Annotated in this window: 15 protein-coding genes and 1 tRNA gene; 4 read left to right on the top strand and 12 right to left on the bottom strand. The window is 42.1% G+C overall.

What is annotated here, in order from left to right:
* Positions 1-59 precede the first annotated feature (59 nt).
* From pfkB to AC1DBT_RS04200, 5 genes are all read right to left on the bottom strand, one after another.
* Positions 60-983 (bottom strand): 1-phosphofructokinase, encoded by a 924-nt coding sequence (gene pfkB / locus AC1DBT_RS04180; protein ID WP_480018713.1) that lies wholly within the window; start codon positions 981-983, stop codon positions 60-62.
* 128 nt (positions 984-1,111) lie between these two features.
* Positions 1,112-1,188: transfer RNA gene (locus AC1DBT_RS04185), tRNA-Arg, on the bottom strand.
* A gap of 60 nt (positions 1,189-1,248) precedes the next feature.
* The gene (locus AC1DBT_RS04190; RefSeq protein WP_480018714.1) at positions 1,249-2,238 is read right to left on the bottom strand and encodes a type I phosphomannose isomerase catalytic subunit; all 990 of its coding nucleotides are present in this window, start codon (positions 2,236-2,238) and stop codon (positions 1,249-1,251) included.
* A 250-nt stretch (positions 2,239-2,488) separates the two neighbouring features.
* Positions 2,489-2,944: a PTS sugar transporter subunit IIA gene (locus AC1DBT_RS04195; protein ID WP_480018715.1), complete on the bottom strand. Its 456-nt coding sequence runs from the start codon at positions 2,942-2,944 to the stop codon at positions 2,489-2,491.
* A gap of 197 nt (positions 2,945-3,141) precedes the next feature.
* On the bottom strand, positions 3,142-4,662 hold the full coding sequence (locus tag AC1DBT_RS04200) for a PTS fructose transporter subunit IIC (RefSeq protein WP_480018716.1): 1,521 nt from the start codon (positions 4,660-4,662) through the stop codon (positions 3,142-3,144).
* Positions 4,663-5,022: 360 nt separating this feature from the next.
* On the opposite strand from AC1DBT_RS04200, the gene AC1DBT_RS04205 reads away from it, so the two are divergent.
* From AC1DBT_RS04205 to mscL, 3 genes are all read left to right on the top strand, one after another.
* Positions 5,023-6,654: a carboxypeptidase M32 gene (locus AC1DBT_RS04205; RefSeq protein WP_480018717.1), complete on the top strand. Its 1,632-nt coding sequence runs from the start codon at positions 5,023-5,025 to the stop codon at positions 6,652-6,654.
* A gap of 39 nt (positions 6,655-6,693) precedes the next feature.
* A complete protein-coding gene (gene dtd, locus AC1DBT_RS04210; RefSeq protein WP_480018718.1) occupies positions 6,694-7,152 on the top strand; it encodes a D-aminoacyl-tRNA deacylase in 459 nt (152 codons plus the stop codon).
* A 73-nt stretch (positions 7,153-7,225) separates the two neighbouring features.
* A complete protein-coding gene (gene mscL, locus AC1DBT_RS04215; RefSeq protein ID WP_311439214.1) occupies positions 7,226-7,672 on the top strand; it encodes a large conductance mechanosensitive channel protein MscL in 447 nt (148 codons plus the stop codon).
* 16 nt (positions 7,673-7,688) lie between these two features.
* On the opposite strand, the gene AC1DBT_RS04220 is transcribed toward mscL, so the two are convergent.
* Positions 7,689-7,979 carry a hypothetical protein gene (locus tag AC1DBT_RS04220; protein WP_480018719.1) on the bottom strand — a complete coding sequence of 97 codons (291 nt, stop codon included), beginning with the start codon at positions 7,977-7,979 and terminating at the stop codon, positions 7,689-7,691.
* Positions 7,980-8,284: 305 nt separating this feature from the next.
* On the opposite strand from AC1DBT_RS04220, the gene AC1DBT_RS04225 reads away from it, so the two are divergent.
* Positions 8,285-9,103, top strand: coding sequence for a PASTA domain-containing protein (locus AC1DBT_RS04225; RefSeq protein ID WP_480018720.1), 819 nt, complete (start codon positions 8,285-8,287; stop codon positions 9,101-9,103).
* 111 nt (positions 9,104-9,214) lie between these two features.
* Here the strand turns inward: AC1DBT_RS04225 and AC1DBT_RS04230 are convergent, their stop codons facing one another.
* The 6 genes from AC1DBT_RS04230 to AC1DBT_RS04255 form a co-directional block, all read right to left on the bottom strand.
* Positions 9,215-9,994 carry a DNA/RNA non-specific endonuclease gene (locus tag AC1DBT_RS04230; protein WP_480018721.1) on the bottom strand — a complete coding sequence of 260 codons (780 nt, stop codon included), beginning with the start codon at positions 9,992-9,994 and terminating at the stop codon, positions 9,215-9,217.
* Between the two features lie 263 nt (positions 9,995-10,257).
* On the bottom strand, positions 10,258-10,503 hold the full coding sequence (locus tag AC1DBT_RS04235; RefSeq protein WP_006302549.1) for an acyl carrier protein: 246 nt from the start codon (positions 10,501-10,503) through the stop codon (positions 10,258-10,260).
* 24 nt (positions 10,504-10,527) lie between these two features.
* Positions 10,528-11,859 (bottom strand): diaminopimelate decarboxylase family protein, encoded by a 1,332-nt coding sequence (locus AC1DBT_RS04240; protein ID WP_480018722.1) that lies wholly within the window; start codon positions 11,857-11,859, stop codon positions 10,528-10,530.
* A 9-nt stretch (positions 11,860-11,868) separates the two neighbouring features.
* Positions 11,869-13,446, bottom strand: coding sequence for an amino acid adenylation domain-containing protein (locus AC1DBT_RS04245; protein ID WP_480018723.1), 1,578 nt, complete (start codon positions 13,444-13,446; stop codon positions 11,869-11,871).
* Positions 13,443-14,666, bottom strand: coding sequence for a hypothetical protein (locus tag AC1DBT_RS04250; protein ID WP_480018724.1), 1,224 nt, complete (start codon positions 14,664-14,666; stop codon positions 13,443-13,445). Before AC1DBT_RS04250 ends, AC1DBT_RS04245 begins: the two co-directional genes overlap by 4 nt.
* Positions 14,653-16,233 (bottom strand): MBOAT family O-acyltransferase, encoded by a 1,581-nt coding sequence (locus tag AC1DBT_RS04255; protein ID WP_480018725.1) that lies wholly within the window; start codon positions 16,231-16,233, stop codon positions 14,653-14,655. The genes AC1DBT_RS04250 and AC1DBT_RS04255 overlap by 14 nt, the downstream gene beginning before the upstream one ends.
* Between the last annotated feature and the right edge of the window lie 65 nt (positions 16,234-16,298).

The following is a 16,298-nucleotide window of genomic DNA, read 5'->3' on the forward strand; positions in this document are numbered from 1 at the left end:
TGGCCGGCACATATGAATGACATAGAACAATACCAATTTATTAAAAATAAATTACCTTATTAGTTATTTGCGATAAGCGCATCAAGTTCTGCACTAATGCGATCGATTGTTGCACGATTTGCAATACCCTTGCTTGCTGCAGTAGCAGTACCACATGCAGATGCAAAGCGCAATGCTTCATCGTAAGAGGCGCCTGCTTGAGTCTTTGCAACAAAACCAGCAACCATTGAGTCTCCAGCGCCTGTTGCGTTCTCAAGCTTAATTTTTACGGTTGGGCAAATATGAATTTCGTTATGTTCGTCAATAAGCAGCGATCCATGACCACCACAAGAAACGATAACATTTTGCGCGCCTTGATCGTGAAGCTTTTGCGCATAGGGAATACAATCTTCAGGTGTTTCGGGTGAAGCATCAAAAATACGGCCAACTTCGTGATTATTGGGTTTGATAAGGAATGGATGCGCAGGAAGTGATTTTAAGAGCAATGCACCGGGTGCATCCACAACAAAGCGTACGCCTCTATTTTCGAGACGTTTCATGATAATATCGTACATGTTTTCGGGAAGTGATTTTGGAATGGAGCCCGTAAGGATAAGCGTATCACCTTGTGCAATGCATTCAAGACGCTCAAGAAGCTCGTCTACTTTATCGGGGGTAATAACAGGACCCATACCATTACACATGGTCATAACAATGCCGTTAAGCTTTACATTAATACGCGTAAAACCTTCTTTAAGACGAACAAAATTAGCAGATACGCCATTGTCCTGCAGCGTCTTAATGAGATAGTCGCCCGTAAATCCGGCAGCAATACCAAAGGCAACGTTAACAACTTTGAGTTCGTTTAAAAGCGTTGATATGTTGATACCATTACCACCGCAATAAACCTCTTCGCTTGAAGATCTATTAGTAAATCCCATGTCCAAACTAACAGGGTGCATAACATAGTCAATCGCAGGATTGAGGGTAACTGTATAAATCAACGCAAACTCCTTCCATTACACATTCGTATTTTATTATGACTCATAATATACATAATGTAACGAGAAACTCCTAAAAAATATGGACTTATGCATATAACTAACAAATGCATAAGTCCATGCTTAAATTCTGGTGCTCCCTAGGCGATTCGAACGCCTGACCTGCGGTTTAGAAGACCGATGCTCTATCCAACTGAGCTAAGGAAGCTAATAACACTACCATACTAACATGTATTTTTTAAATTAGGAACACCAATATAAAGTTTTTTTAGATATGCGACGCAATAAGCGTCATATCCCCTTCCAATTGCAGCGTTGAGCACAATGCCGTCACGATGACATGAGATCCGCGCTTAACCGAAAGACCTGCAATACTGCCTTCACCCTCAACAACACTTACACATAAAAATGGCGCCGATTGGGCAAGCGCGCGCGACCCGTTTACACGTATACGCAAAATGGTATAGCGAGGACAAACACACAGCTTGGTTACTCCATCATGCTCGGGAGCATGCACGGCACCTGAAGACAATAACGGCGCATGATAGTTGATAACGTCTAAACTTTTTTCCATATGAAGTTCACGAAGGCTGCCATCTTTTTGACGTCGATCATAATCATAAACACGATAGGTAATATCGCTTGATTGTTGAGTTTCTAATACCATAGTTCCAGCTTTTATAGCGTGAACACATCCTGGATCGATTTGGAAAAAGTCGCCTTCATGAATTGGCACTTCGTTAAGCACATCTTTCCATGCACCCTGCTTTACCAATTGAGCAAATTCCTCGCGGGAGCGCGCTTTTTGACCCACAATAATAGTTGCGTCTGGCTTGGCGTGTAACACATACCAACATTCACTTTTACCAAGAGAATTATGCTCATGGACGCGCGCATAAGCATCGTCTGGATGCACTTGTATGGATAAATCGTCTTCGGCATCAAGAATTTTAATGAGCAGAGGAAATCTATCAGAATCTATATTGCCAAACAGCTCAGGATGCGAATCCCATACCTGCGAAAGCGTATTTCCTGCAAGAGGGCCTGCCGAAAGTTTGCAATCCCCATGAGGGTGTGCAGAAATTGCCCAGCACTCACCTATACGGCCATCAGGTATTGCGTAATTAAACTCGGTTTCAAGGTGACGTCCACCCCAAATTTTTTGGTGAAATTCTGGGTTTAAACAAAGAAGCTCAAGATTTGCAACTGCTGAACACATCGACTGATCTTGCGATGCAACACATTCACTCGAATTCATAAGCAACCTGACCTTTTATAGCAACTTATAGTATCTTTGGTGATAAAACTCTTTCACCTCTATTACAAGCTCAACACAAGCTCAACGCATAAAAAGCTTTTCCCTTAGTATACACATGCCTTTACCATGGTTAATGGTTTACTCAAATGCTCGATAAAAGTGCACAAAGTAAAAAGACAGCTACAAAAAAGCGCATGTACACGATGGTACATGCGCAATAACTTGCTATATGCCAATGCAGTAAACTCTGTTATGCCTCAAGCCCTTTGTTGATGAGCGCAGCGATTGCAGCTTGGTCTTCACTCTCCAAAACAGAAGCACGGAACTTCTCGTCCATGAGCAAAACAGCAACCTTAGACAGAAGCTGCAAGTGAGTGGTACCAGCCTCTTTGGAAGGTACAAACAATGCAATAGCCGCACGAACAGGCTTTTTATCCATGCTTTCCCATGCTACATCGCCACTAAATTTAACAACAAGCACGGTTGCTTTCTTGATAGCATCACACTTTGCATGAGGAATTGCAAAACCATCCATCATGCCCGTGGTACCCTCTGCCTCGCGCGCTTTAAATGCATCAAGAACACTTTGTTCATCATCAGCAACGCCAAGCTCACAAGACTTCTTTGCGAGAAATGCCAAAACTTCATCAACAGTTGTCGAAGAATTTTGCAGAAAGACATGTGAAGATTGTACAAAATCGCTCATATTTAAGCCCCTTATCTTATAAGCAGTGTGTATACATATAAGACTATATACAAGACTTGTATACCTTTTTGTATGACACACGAAACGTAGCAACTTTTTATATTTCCTACAAATTATAGCAAATACTTATAAGCTCTTTAGCCTTAATGGGACGAATTGCAAGACACCACAAAAGCTTTATGTGCAAGACAATACAATTATGAAAGAACCTTGTTACCGTTGTTTTTGTACTCGTAGGCTTTAAAGATTACATAAAGTATACCGCCTACAACTGCTCCAACAACAATAGAAAGTACCCACCAAAGACCGCCATCAACTACGGGCAATACCAAGAATCCACCGTGAGGAGCTGGGTCGTGTACCGCAAACAACAAAGAACCAATGGCACCAATAGAAGAACCAAGCATCATAATGGGCATAACTGGCCAAATGTTTTTGGTCATAAAAGGAATTGCACCTTCGGTAATGTGCGTACAACCCAAGATAAAGTTAACAAGTCCAGCATCGTGATCTGACTGTGAGAAATATTTCTTGCCTACCACAACGGCAAAGGTGGTAATTAATGGAGGAACAATGCAAGCAGCCGAAACCGCAGCCATAAAGTTTGTACCAAATGCATACGTGTCAGTACCAATACCTGCAGCAAGAGCCTCGCCTAAGAAGAACGTACCCGTAACATACGCAGCTTTATTAACAGGGCCACCCATATCAAAAGCGCACATACAACCAATAGCCAAGCCCAAAACAATAGGACCAGATGTTGACAGGCTTTTAAGCATGTTCATCATTGCAATATTGATAGCAGACATAGGTCCAGAAATTCCGAGCATAACTAATCCAACAATGAAGGTAGAAAGCAAAGGATATAAGAAGATAGCTTTAAGACCGTTGAGATTATGAGGAAGTCCTGCAAGCAGTTTTTCGAGGCCTAAAATAACATAACCAGCAAGGAAACCGCCGATAATACCACCCAAGAATCCAAAGCCAACACCATGACCGCCTGCGTCAATTAAACCTTCTGGACTTACAGGCAAACCTTGAATAGCAATCATACCAGCTATAAAACCTGGTACCAATGCAGGACGCTTACCAATAGATTCTGCAATATAGGCTGATAAAACAGGAACCATTAAGCCCATTGAAATGCCACCGATGTACTTAAGCATAGCTGCAAAGCTATTATAATCGGGAGCAGTTGAACTAAATGATGTAATTCCCCATAAGAATGAAACTGCGGTTAAAACACCACCAGCTACTACAAAAACAAGCATGTGGCTAACACCATTCATCAAATGCTTGTAAATGATGTGTCCAATAGACTCTTTTTCTTCAAAAGTGTCTGCAGGCGCAGCTGCAGCAGCTTGAGCTGAAGCAGCATCTTCATGTACAACCTTTGGCTGAGCAGATAACGCACGATCAATCAACGCTTGGGCTGCATTAACATCTAAACATTTTGAAACACCTACCGAAACGCATGGTTTGTTAGCAAAACGCTCTTCTTGAACGTCTTTATCAGCAGCAATAACAACAGCTTTTGCCGATGCAATCTCTTGAGCAGTTAAGCCGTTTTCGACTCCTATCTGTCCATGAGTTTCGACCTTTATGGTGAGGCCCTTTGCAGCTGCTGCATCTTCAAGTGCCTTTTTAGCCATATAAGTATGAGCAATACCGCTAGGGCAACCTGTAGCAGCAACTATGTCAAAGCTTTGCTCAGCCATACAATCACTTCCTATCAAAGCGCGGATTATGAGCGCTTATAGTACGTTGGCAAAACACCTTTTCATTTGCCCCTTTACGTGCGACTTTGAACTGATTTGCCCAACAACTACAAGCCTTAGGTCTCAATGGTAACATATTTTACGAAACATATTTACCTGTGCATTTCAGGGGGAAACTTATACCGTTCACGTTGGAACATCCAGGTAAACAGCTTGCGTTCTGTACAGGGCAAGACAATTTTTTCGTGCATCTGTATGCAATAGTTCCTATTTAGATAACCACTACGATATAATGAAACTATACCTAGGAGCTACCTCATAAATTACGTAATACATGAGTGTACAAGCAAAGGATCTACCATGGACAATGCAAATGAAACACAACAAATGAGTAAACCTAAAGCCGAGGACGCACCCGTAGATTTGGGGGCTCATCCTAAAGCCGAGGACGCACCCGTAGATTTGGGTGCTGCACTTACCAATCCTAAAGCTGACGCAGAAGAGCTTAACCAGCTTGAGCAAAATCTTTTTGTAACACGCTACTGTTCTGCTGAAATTGCAGGGTTTGGTATGTCCATAGATCCACAAGGAGCTGCTCAAACACGTTCAAAAGTATTAAGTTTGCTTGAAAACAGACGTCACGACCTACTGTGCTCACAAAATACAGCAGACCTGCTGGCACGGCTTAGTTGCCCAAGCGCCGTTCTAACGCAAACGCAAAAAGCACAGGTTGCCATTTTGCAGCATGACCGCCAAAAACTTGTGGACGTTCCAAGTGAGCTTGCGCAAAAATTTGCAGAACTTACGTGCATAGCCGATGACGCATGGCACAAGGCAAAAGCACAAAATTCATGGGAAATGTTCGCTCCCTATTTGAAACAAATTATTGAGACAATGAAAGAAATTGCACAGGCACGCGATAGTAAAAAAGACCCCTACGACGTGTGGCTCGATGAATATGAACAAGGAACAACACACGCGTTTTTGGACACATTTTGTGAAGAAGTAAAATCGGGAATTGCGCCTTTGCTTCACGATGTTTTGATTAAACAAAATAAAGGTTTTAGGCCAAATACCTCACTTTTTGCAGGTAAATTTGATATTATGCGACAGCGTCTACTTGCGCATGACATTATTGATCTTATGGGTCTCGATAAAAACCATGTACTTGTCGTAGATACCGAGCACCCATACTCAGATGCTCCTTCGATTAATTACGGCATTATTGCAACTCATCTCCATGAGCACGATGTGCTTTCAAATGTCTTTTCGATGTTTCACGAAGGTGGACATACGCTCTACGAAACAGGTGTTAATCCTGCCTATGACTGCACATCACTTAAAGGCGGCACATCGTATGGTATTCACGAATCTCAATCGAGATTCTTTGAAAATTACATTGCGCGCGACCGCAACTTTGCGCCACACATTTTGCGCTTGATGGCGCATCATTTTCAAGGTCAGCTTGGACGCGTTACACCGCAACAATTTTGGCAAGTTTCTAACGCGGTAAAGCCAGGGCTTATTCGTATGGACGCCGATGAACTAACGTATCCATTTCATATTATGATTCGATACGAAATTGAAAAACAGCTGTTTGCAGGTGAGTTAGATGTTGAGGACGTAGCTGCTACCTGGAATAAACTCTACAAAGAGTATCTTGGCGTGGAGGTAAGCGATCCTGCGCATGGAGCGCTTCAAGACATGCATTGGTCAAGTGGGTATTTAGGCTATTTCCCAGGCTATGCGGTAGGCGACGCCATTGGCGCACAGCTTAAGCACTCTATGATCGCTTCTGGTATTGCATGGGACGATGTGCTTGCCTCAGGTGATTTAGCTCCTATTCGCCTGTGGCTTAAAGACCATATCTGGAGCTATGGTCGTAGCCGCACGCCACATGAGCTCATCAAAGAAGCCAGCGGTGAAGCGCTTACTACTACGTACTACTTAGACTATCTTACGCAAAAATTTACCGCACTTTACAACTTATAATTTGAGGGTATAGCTTAGTAACATGGGTATGGTGTTAATATGCGATTAGTGCTTCAACGCGTGCAAGAGGCTCGCGTAGAAATCGACAATAACATAGTAGGCCAATGCGCACAAGGTCTTATGATTTTGGTTGGAATTGGACCAGACGATACGCGTGCAAGCGTTGAGGCTCTTTGCGATAAGGCACTGGGGCTACGAATTTTCAGCGACGCAGATGGAAAAATGAATCTTTCGATTAAAGACATCGACGGCGAAGTTTTAGCTGTAAGCCAATTTACGCTGTATGCCAACTGTCGCCACGGAAGGCGCCCCTCGTTTACCAACGCAGCAGCATTTGAGCAGGGACGCAGCCTGTACGAACATTTTTGTGCGTGCGTACAAGCACATCATATTCGCTGCCAAACAGGTGTGTATGGCGCAGATATGCAGGTACATCTTATAAATGATGGACCTGTTACCATCTGTTTGGATAGCGATATTGATTGCAAACACGTTTAATACTCATTGGATTTGCAGGACCGGTTAGACACTATAATACCTGCGTGCATAAACAACGTGAAAGGTTGATGATGTGAAAAAATTTATACAAGAATTCAAAGACTTTATTATGCGAGGCAATGTGGTAGACATGGCTGTTGGTGTCATTGTCGGAAGCGCTTTAACCTCAATTGTCAATTCTTTGGTAAATAACATCATCAACCCCTTTATAGTTTTTCTTACAGGAGGTCAAACCACTATTTCAGGTCTGGTAGTTCCAGGAACACATATAGATTTTGGCGCGTTTTTAAGCTCAATTATCAATTTCCTTATTGTGGCGTTTATCGTATTTTTGCTGGTCAAAGGCATCAATACCTTAAAGAAAGCAGGAGGGGAACTTATAGGAATTTCACTTGAGGAGAAACCCGAAACAATTGTACGTTGTCCTTTGTGCTACGAAAAAATTGATCAAAAGGCGCTGCGTTGTCCTCATTGCACGCAAGACATTAAAGATAGAGAAAAAATTATCGAAACAAAATAAGTGAACCCACACACATTTAACGCTTACCGTTGAGGCGAATGACATCCCAAAAATGATGGGAAGGCTCAGCATCCATAGGTCTCTGAAACTGCGCACATGTTGCATGTGTTCTAAAGTATTGTTGTCCAAAAGGATCGGTTACAGGAACAAATACACGCGGCGTAGATGCATAGTATTTTTGGGGAACGCGCATATCATGAGCGTTAGCAAGCGTATAACCCTTTGAACAGACCGCATGATACAAACCTGTTTGCTCATCGCGCGAACAATTACAAAAGATGCAATCACAACATGCAAAGCCCGACATTGCTACCCCCTATCCTGCAAAATACCTATGAACGTACCCCAAACGTTGTGAATCATAGTCTTATACCATAACTTGTAACACCTAGATTCTATGGTCATCTATCAAAGATTATACGGGTCATACCTATAAGAGGCAAGTTTACGCGCGGGCTCGTATGTATATAGATCATCAAGGTATTCATCTAATATTTCTACATCGCTTCACATACCTAATAGGATAACTTGCATAGTTTTGTAATAATTCGTATTATATGGAAGGTGTTTTATGCAAAACACGGTATCTGTAGGGCTCTTAAGGGAACATCATTGCCGAGCAATTCTAAAAAACATATGCTGGAAAACCTTCCACATATACATATGCCATCTCACAGCCACACCATTGTGAATTTAAGCAATGCACATGAATCTAAAAAATCTATGAGCGAAAATTTTGCTCATGACTTACATACCTTATTTGAAATTGGGAACGACAATCTATTTACCAGAGAGCATATAAAAGATACTCCCGAAGTTCCAACTCACGAAGATACCGATTCGCAGGTACCCGAAAGTGATTTATACGTTCCTGCAACCTATCTAGATACAACAACTATTCAAAAGTCTGCAATTCAAAAACTTAAGGATCTACCATTTCTTCTTAAAGCAATTGCAATTGCGCTTGTCTGCTCCATTCTTATTTCATCTACCATACTTACCCAATGCTTTGGACTCCTCAAAGGTCAAACCATGGATAACTATGTAGGTGTTTCAGTAGATGAAGCAACAGCAGAGCTACAAAGCAAAAATCTTAACGTTAAAGTGGAAGAACAGACAACTACCCTTAACGACCAAATTGGAAAGGTTATTGCAACAACACCGAGTTCGGGCGAAAACGTTATGCGTGGAAGTACCGTAATCCTCAAAGTTGGAAAATTGAGTCAAGACTCACGCGAAGTACCGTCGTTTATAGGACTTACCGAGCAAGACGCACTTAAAGCAATTGCTGACACCTCATTTTTTGTTAAAGACCACATTGAATACGAAGAAAATTCCGAAGTGGCAAAAGGTACAGTCATTGCCCAAGACCCTGCACCAGGAACTTTAAAGACAAAAGGAGCTTCTATCAAGCTCTATGTTGCGCAATAGTGCCACAAACCACAGCGGACACAGCATACACAGCGTATACGGCACACGCACAACAAAGCTCGTAAGCCACAAAATAGCAACACTCAACCTATCACGTAGATAATATCTGTATCATTCGGATTTTTGATTAAATGTACCGTCACTATAATTTATTTCGTATCCTAAAGCCGTGTTATAAACTTCTACTTCTTCATTGATTGTGCGGTCGCTTGAAAGCATATCAACCACCACGCTCCGTGGGACCAGTTCATCAGCTCTATAAAGTGCTGTAACTATGTAGTACACATATCCATCTGGATGTGATTTAAGCCACAGTCGAGTTTTTGCCTCACAATAATCCATCCCTCCTTTATCGTCGTGAGCACCCACATTTTGCATACGCGTGCCACATACAAGATTCTCAAGCTTTTCCTCACCGCCCAATGATTTTGCAAGCATATGACTTCTATTCCAAAACCAACCATGATACACACGACCTTGTGGTAACTCTATGGCAACTTTTTTGTTATACCCCCAACCACTAGGATTAGGGAGCTCTTCTCGTTGACGCTTACTGCCGTGCTGCATCATGTCATACGTTACGCAACCCTCAACTTTTACGGCTCTACCATACGCATCAAGCGGACTGTACACAACAGCACCCACAGGCACATCGCTATCAATATATGCACCCGAAACAACGCGCACATAATCGGGATAATGCTCACCAGACCACTGCGTAGGCTGAGAAAGGCGCACTTGTGGAGCGCGGCGCATATATGCTGGTTGCATCTGCGCAGGTAGAACATACGACAACGGTGTTGTAGTAAATCCATACCACGCAAACACAAGAGCTAATGCCATACCTATAAACGCACGAGGTAGTGATACATAAACCCTATGATGTCTCATACGAAAAGCTCCCTCACACAAAAAACCTCCCAAAGTCACACAAAGGCTTTGGGAGGTTTTATCGTACATATGATAGCGTGCTTAAAACTCACGCGTAACTTGCACAAAACTTGCTAACTAACACAAGCACAACCAATTTAGCGCACAGCATAACTACAACAGAGATGAACTTTCAATCATACGTACCGCGAACACATAATACTGTTGTAATGCGCATACAATTTATTCGCTCATGTTTGGCTATTGAGCGGCTATGTTCAAGGCTATTCGCTATCAGCTAAACGAACAATCATTTCGTAAATGTCTTGCGCACTATTAAAGTTTTCTGGGACGATCTCTTTTGCTGGAACAGATACATCAAACTCATCATCAATTGCAGAGATAACAGAGAGAATGTCAAAAGAATCCAATATTCTATTGTCTACCAACTTGTCCTCGGTAGAAAAATCAACCTCATCATTGATATCAGAAAGCATTGCAATTACTGCATCAAGTGTAATGTCATCCATGACGTGCTCCTTTGAGATAGACCACTATTTACCCGCGTTTTGCGGACAATTATATACATTTGTTGGTATAAAATCACGTGCCAATTCGTAAACACCATGCGCTTTACGAATGACAATGCGAGGCATATCTCTACTTAAGAACAAATACATTGCCTCGGTGATAGAATACGCACCTATATGTTGAAAAGCAAGTATATCATTTAAACCAAGCGAAGATTCATATTCTCTTACCAAAACATCCGAAGTAGTGCACAAGCTTCCGCATAACGTCCATGAACTGGTAAAACGGCCGCCTTTGCTCTCATCAGCCTGCGCAAAAGGCTGCGGCTCTTCAGGCGTAGACTGCGCTTGTGTAGATAACGCCGATTTTGGCTGCGCCTCATCCTCGCACGCAGACACATCAAGACACGTTGCTTGTTGCTGGCTCACATTGATGATAGACGGACATTTTAACCCCATCATTTGACCTAGATAAGACACATGATTAATGCCACCATCAATAAATGCATAGTTTGTTTTTGTGTCCTGACCATGCTTAATATCAACAATACGCGTAAGGTAGGTTCCGCATTCGCTTGCAAAAAAACGACCCATTTCAACCGTCAGCGGTACACGATTTGCTATTCGTTGCAATGTGGGTGCAAGCTCTTTTGCAGGCAAAAGCGTATCAGAGGCATCTTGATCGATAAAATAGGGATATGCAAGGCCAGGGCCGTATTCCAAACGCTGGCATTTCCAATTGTACTTGCTTTCAAGTTCATCGATAAGCGCTTCTAAACGAACTAATTCTTTTTCTTGGTGCGTGAGTTTTTTACGCTGAGTTCCAACAAAATAATGAATACCCACAAACGAACAATGCATAAATTGCGCGCGATTATTTATAAGGCGCTCCAGATCGTCTTGGCACATACCAAACTGACTACCTGCATTAAGACGCAATAAAACGCGTACAGGTGATTTTGAAAGCAGACCTTCTTGGTCTAACTTTGCCGCTTCGCGTTCAATAAGCAATGCTTGCAAAACCGATTCGGCTGTACAAACACCCACGCCATAGCGCAGCGCAGCTTGTATATCATCCGTTTGTTTGCAAACACCTGAATACACAATGGCTTTTGGATCTACATGCAAACGTTTACAGATTTCCAACTCGCCAGGGCTACAAACCTCAAGCTTAAAGCCACATGCTTGTGCAGCTTTTGAAAGAAAAGGATTGGCCTTAATGGAATAGCACAAATCAATTGAAGTACCCATGATCTTTTTAACATGCTCAAGACGTTGCTTAAAAGCCTGTTCATCAAGGACATAGGTGGGCGTGGCATATGTTTGTGCAATTGTTGCAAGTTCTTGTATATCCATATTGTTTCCTTATTTTTTCATTAAAGCTTGACGATCAACTTTGCCGTTTTTAGTAAGGGGCAACTTCTCAAGTGCCTCAAGTGTATTAGGAATCATAAATTGAGGTAAATTGTGATGAAGCGCATCCGCAACATCTGAGCGCGCAGCCATACCCATATAAAACAGATGCAAGCGATGACGCTTACTATCATAGGTACAAACCGCCTGCTCTACCCCATCGATATTCATGGCAGCAGCCTCAATGTCGCCAAGCTCAATACGGTGACCAAGATGCTTAATTTGATGATCTTTGCGCGACGTATAGACAAGATTTCCGCAAGAATCAAAATAGCCCATGTCACCCGTACGATATAAAGGCTCTAACCAGCTGTTTTGTAACGGATTTTGCACAAACGCAGCAGCGGTCTTTTGAGGCTCATTAAGATATCCCAAACCAAGTGCCGTTCCGCTCACGCAGATTTCGCCTTCTACACCTGCCTTGGTAACTTGATACTCACAAGTCTTGCCATCGTTAAGGGCGCCTTCATCCGCAACTGCACACGCTTTATCCTCGCCCTCGTCACACGAAGCAATCAAAACCACACGCTCGTTATCAAATGGTTTGCCAATAGGAATAACTTCGCCTTTTTGATACGGGCGATCAACCACAAAATAGGTACAATTACAGGTGATTTCTGTAGGCCCATATAAATTAACATAGGTAACATCAGGAAGATATTTACGCCACTTTGCAAGCTGTTTTATCGGCATAACTTCGCCCGAAAACAGCACACGCTTGATAGTAGTAGGAACTTTATAATCAAAGCCATTCATAATTGATACAAAACACAAGGCGCTTACTGCCCATACGAGCGTAGTTACCTTTTGTTCTACCAGATAATCCATAAGTTTGGTGGGAACACTAAAATACTCACGAGGAATAATTTGAAGCGTTGCACCCAAGTAGAGCGCAGAATAGATATCTTTTACCGACACATCAAAATCAAAGGGAGCTTGATTGGCAAAAATATCATCGCCATCCATATGAAACGTAGAGGTAAATATTGGAATAAAATCAATAACCGAGCGATGAGAAACAACAACGCCTTTGGGCTTTCCCGTAGATCCACTAGTAAAATTAACATACAAGGGATCGATATCGCACAAAGCACGCTGACATGCAGCCAAAACGTCAGTATTTATTGCGGTATGCAATATTTCGGATAAACGAACGACCTGATAACAGTTTGTATCTATATGCGTTAAAGCCTGCTCATAAAATTCATCGTCAGTTACAATTACCTGCGGATTAAGCGTGTGGCAAATCTCGTGAATACGAACAGCAGGCTGGCGTGTATCAAGAACCGAATAGTAATCTCCTGCATACACCGCTCCAAGCATAGCAGCAAGCGCGTACGAGCTTTTTTCGAGATAAAAAGCAATAGATTGGCGCGCAGCAGCATGATCTGCTGTTGCAAAATACGTACCAAAACTTTGCGCTGCGTGTAAGAGCTCTTCATAGGTAAGAGACAGATGTGGATCACTTACCGCACAATGGCGCGGCCTTTGTGCAGCAGATTGCTCCAACCAAGTTAAAACGCACTTCATGAGTTACCCTTCGTTGCTTTGTACTGTTTCATCCAAGTATCCCATTCGTCATACGAAATGAAATCCTGCGAAACATCTTCGTGCATGTCTATACGATATATAAGTTTAGCCAAGTAACGCGAAAAATGTTGGGCACCAGCTGTATTTAAGTGTTCAAAGTCGGCAAACTCCGAACGCGAAAATGAAAGAACACCCTCTTTACACATATTGCAATCAAGAAATACACCGTTGGCGCCTTCAACAATATCACGTACGCGCTGCATGGTTTTTGGATAAAATGGACCAAACGCCGCAATATCATACGTTGGATGAGGCGTGGCTATGCAGATAAACGAAACACCACGATCTTGGCAAAGACGGGCAATTTGTTCTATATATTCAAAGCTCTTTTGATCAAGACGAGGCCACCCATATACTTGAGCTGACGTATCATAATTTCCATCTTCCAAAGCCCAGTTATAATTACCATAGCCTCGTCCGACATACGTCCAATCTGTAGTTACCTTTTGGGCCGCTAAGCCATAAGGTTCGTGAGTCAAACGAGAAACAACATTGTAATAAAGCGCCTGTGGCGTGCGCGTAGGCGTAAATACCCAGGGAAAATAAACGTTCAGTGAATCCTTTGCACCAAATGTTTCTTTTCGCAGCACAAGTGACCCCAATTTTTGAGCAAGCGTGATGGGATCATGTTGATAGTGTGCATAAAGATAGGGAACTTCGGCACGAACGTTATATGGATTATCAAGAGAATATAAACCAATACCCAAGATAACGCGTTTAACATGCTTATGTTCAATAGCCTCAAGCACCGTATCGTAGGTGGAAGATAAAACTTGACCAGGAGTTGCAAGATTATAAGTAGAAGGATTTTGAACGTCTGAAAGTTCCGCACGTGTTTCATCGTACACAAGAGGATTTACACTACGCTGTGCATACGAAGATCCCACAATAACCGTATCGCACGTGGGAGCTTCTCTAAAATCATTCCAACTTACTTGTGCCAAAGAAGCATATAACGAAAAGATATGCGCATAACAAACTGCAATAATACCAAGCAAAACACAAGATAAGATTGCAATCTTGATTTTGCGTATAAAGAAGCACTTATGTTTTGTGTCTTTATTGTTGTTTGATGCTGATGATGTATGTTGCACTTGTGAGCACGAAGGCGTGCTTGTAGACTCCGGCGTATGTTGTGGGGATGTATTAGTAGTTGGCATACATGAACCCTCCTCCCACATTAAAGATACATGCCAAGGTAATCAAAAGGCCAAAGAGTGCAAACAATAGAATACGAACAATATACGATTGTTTCGATAAAAACGTAAATATATCGTGGCCTTGCTCTTGATAGAAACTTACTGCAAAAACGATACACCACATCACAAAAGAAAGGCACAGCGCACTTATTTTATCCTTATGGATTCCTATGGTGCGTAAGGTTGCTACAAAGTCTTGCGCGCGAAACGAGAACACCGTGTTGTAGAGGCAAGTAAACGAGGTTTGTGCATCAAAGATACGATCGAAGTACCAGCCAATGTTTACTACGATAAAGCAGCGAATAACCGAGAATACATGGTAGCTGCGGGTTTTTTGGTTAATGTGCAAAAGATGTGCTAAGCCTTGGGTAAGAGGTTTTGCAATATCTGATGTGGCAATTACAAGACCGTTATAGAGCCCCCACCAGATAAAGTGTGCATCAGCACCATGCCAAACTCCTACGAGTAAGAATACAAAGATATTGGCAAGGGCTGCAGGAAGAGTTTTTCCTAAGTGAGAAGATATGTGTGTTTTTACACACTTGCCTAAAGCTTTCATGGGGCGTGTTAGTGCTAAAGGATAAAATACGTAGTCTTTCATCCAAAGACCTAAAGAGATATGCCAGCGTCTCCAGAAATCAGCCAGTGAAATAGAAAAATACGGACGACGGAAGTTTGCTTGCATAGGAATGCCTAAAAACTCAGAAGTGGCTTCTACCATATCGATACCACCTGAGAAGTCGGCATATTGCTGAGCAGAATAAAGCAAAATACCAAAGACGATAATAGAGCCTGGAAGAGAGGCAGGCTTATAGTCGAAGATATATGAGATGGAGTCTACTAAAAGATCTGCCATAACGTACTTTTTAAGAGCACCATAGCAAAACAGTACTGATGCACGCCCAAAGTGTGTATCAGAAGCTGCGTGATAGCTAAAAAGATGAGGTGCTAGTTTATCAAAGCGGTTAATGGGGCCTTGAATAAGTTGAGGGAAGTAGATGAGATAGCATGCAAGCTTACATGGATTTTGTTCTGGTGTGTACTTTTGGTTATAGATATCAAAGACGTATGAGAGTGCTTGGAAGGTATAAAAGGAAATACCTAAAGGAAGCAAAAGCCCTAAGCTTTTAGTAGAAGGAGCAAGACTTAGTGCATAGAGAATGGTATTCCAGTATTTAAGGTAGCATAAGCATCCTGCAATAAGCATAAGAGCTGCTATCAATACAAGCTGCTTGATACGAGCAGCTTTATGCTTAAAAGCCTTTTTGTCTGCTCTATTGGTGATGGTATGTAAGCGCTTTTTGCTTGAGGAATCAATTCTGTTAAGTGATAAGGTGGTGATATAGGTAAGCACGAGGGTAAACGCAACATAGACAATGGTATCTATATTGGTAACAAGTGCATAAAAGATAAGCGAAAAGATAAGGATAACTACCCATTGGAAGCGCTTAAAGATATATCCTACTGCGTAGTAGGTTATGCACAAAAGTGCACAAAAGCATATGAACATTAAAGAGTAGAATTCCACGAGCTAAAATCCATTCAATATCAGTTAAACAACACAGTTGACTATATTATAATAAGTGACTCAAG

The organism is Fannyhessea sp. C0108B2 (genome assembly GCF_056583915.1).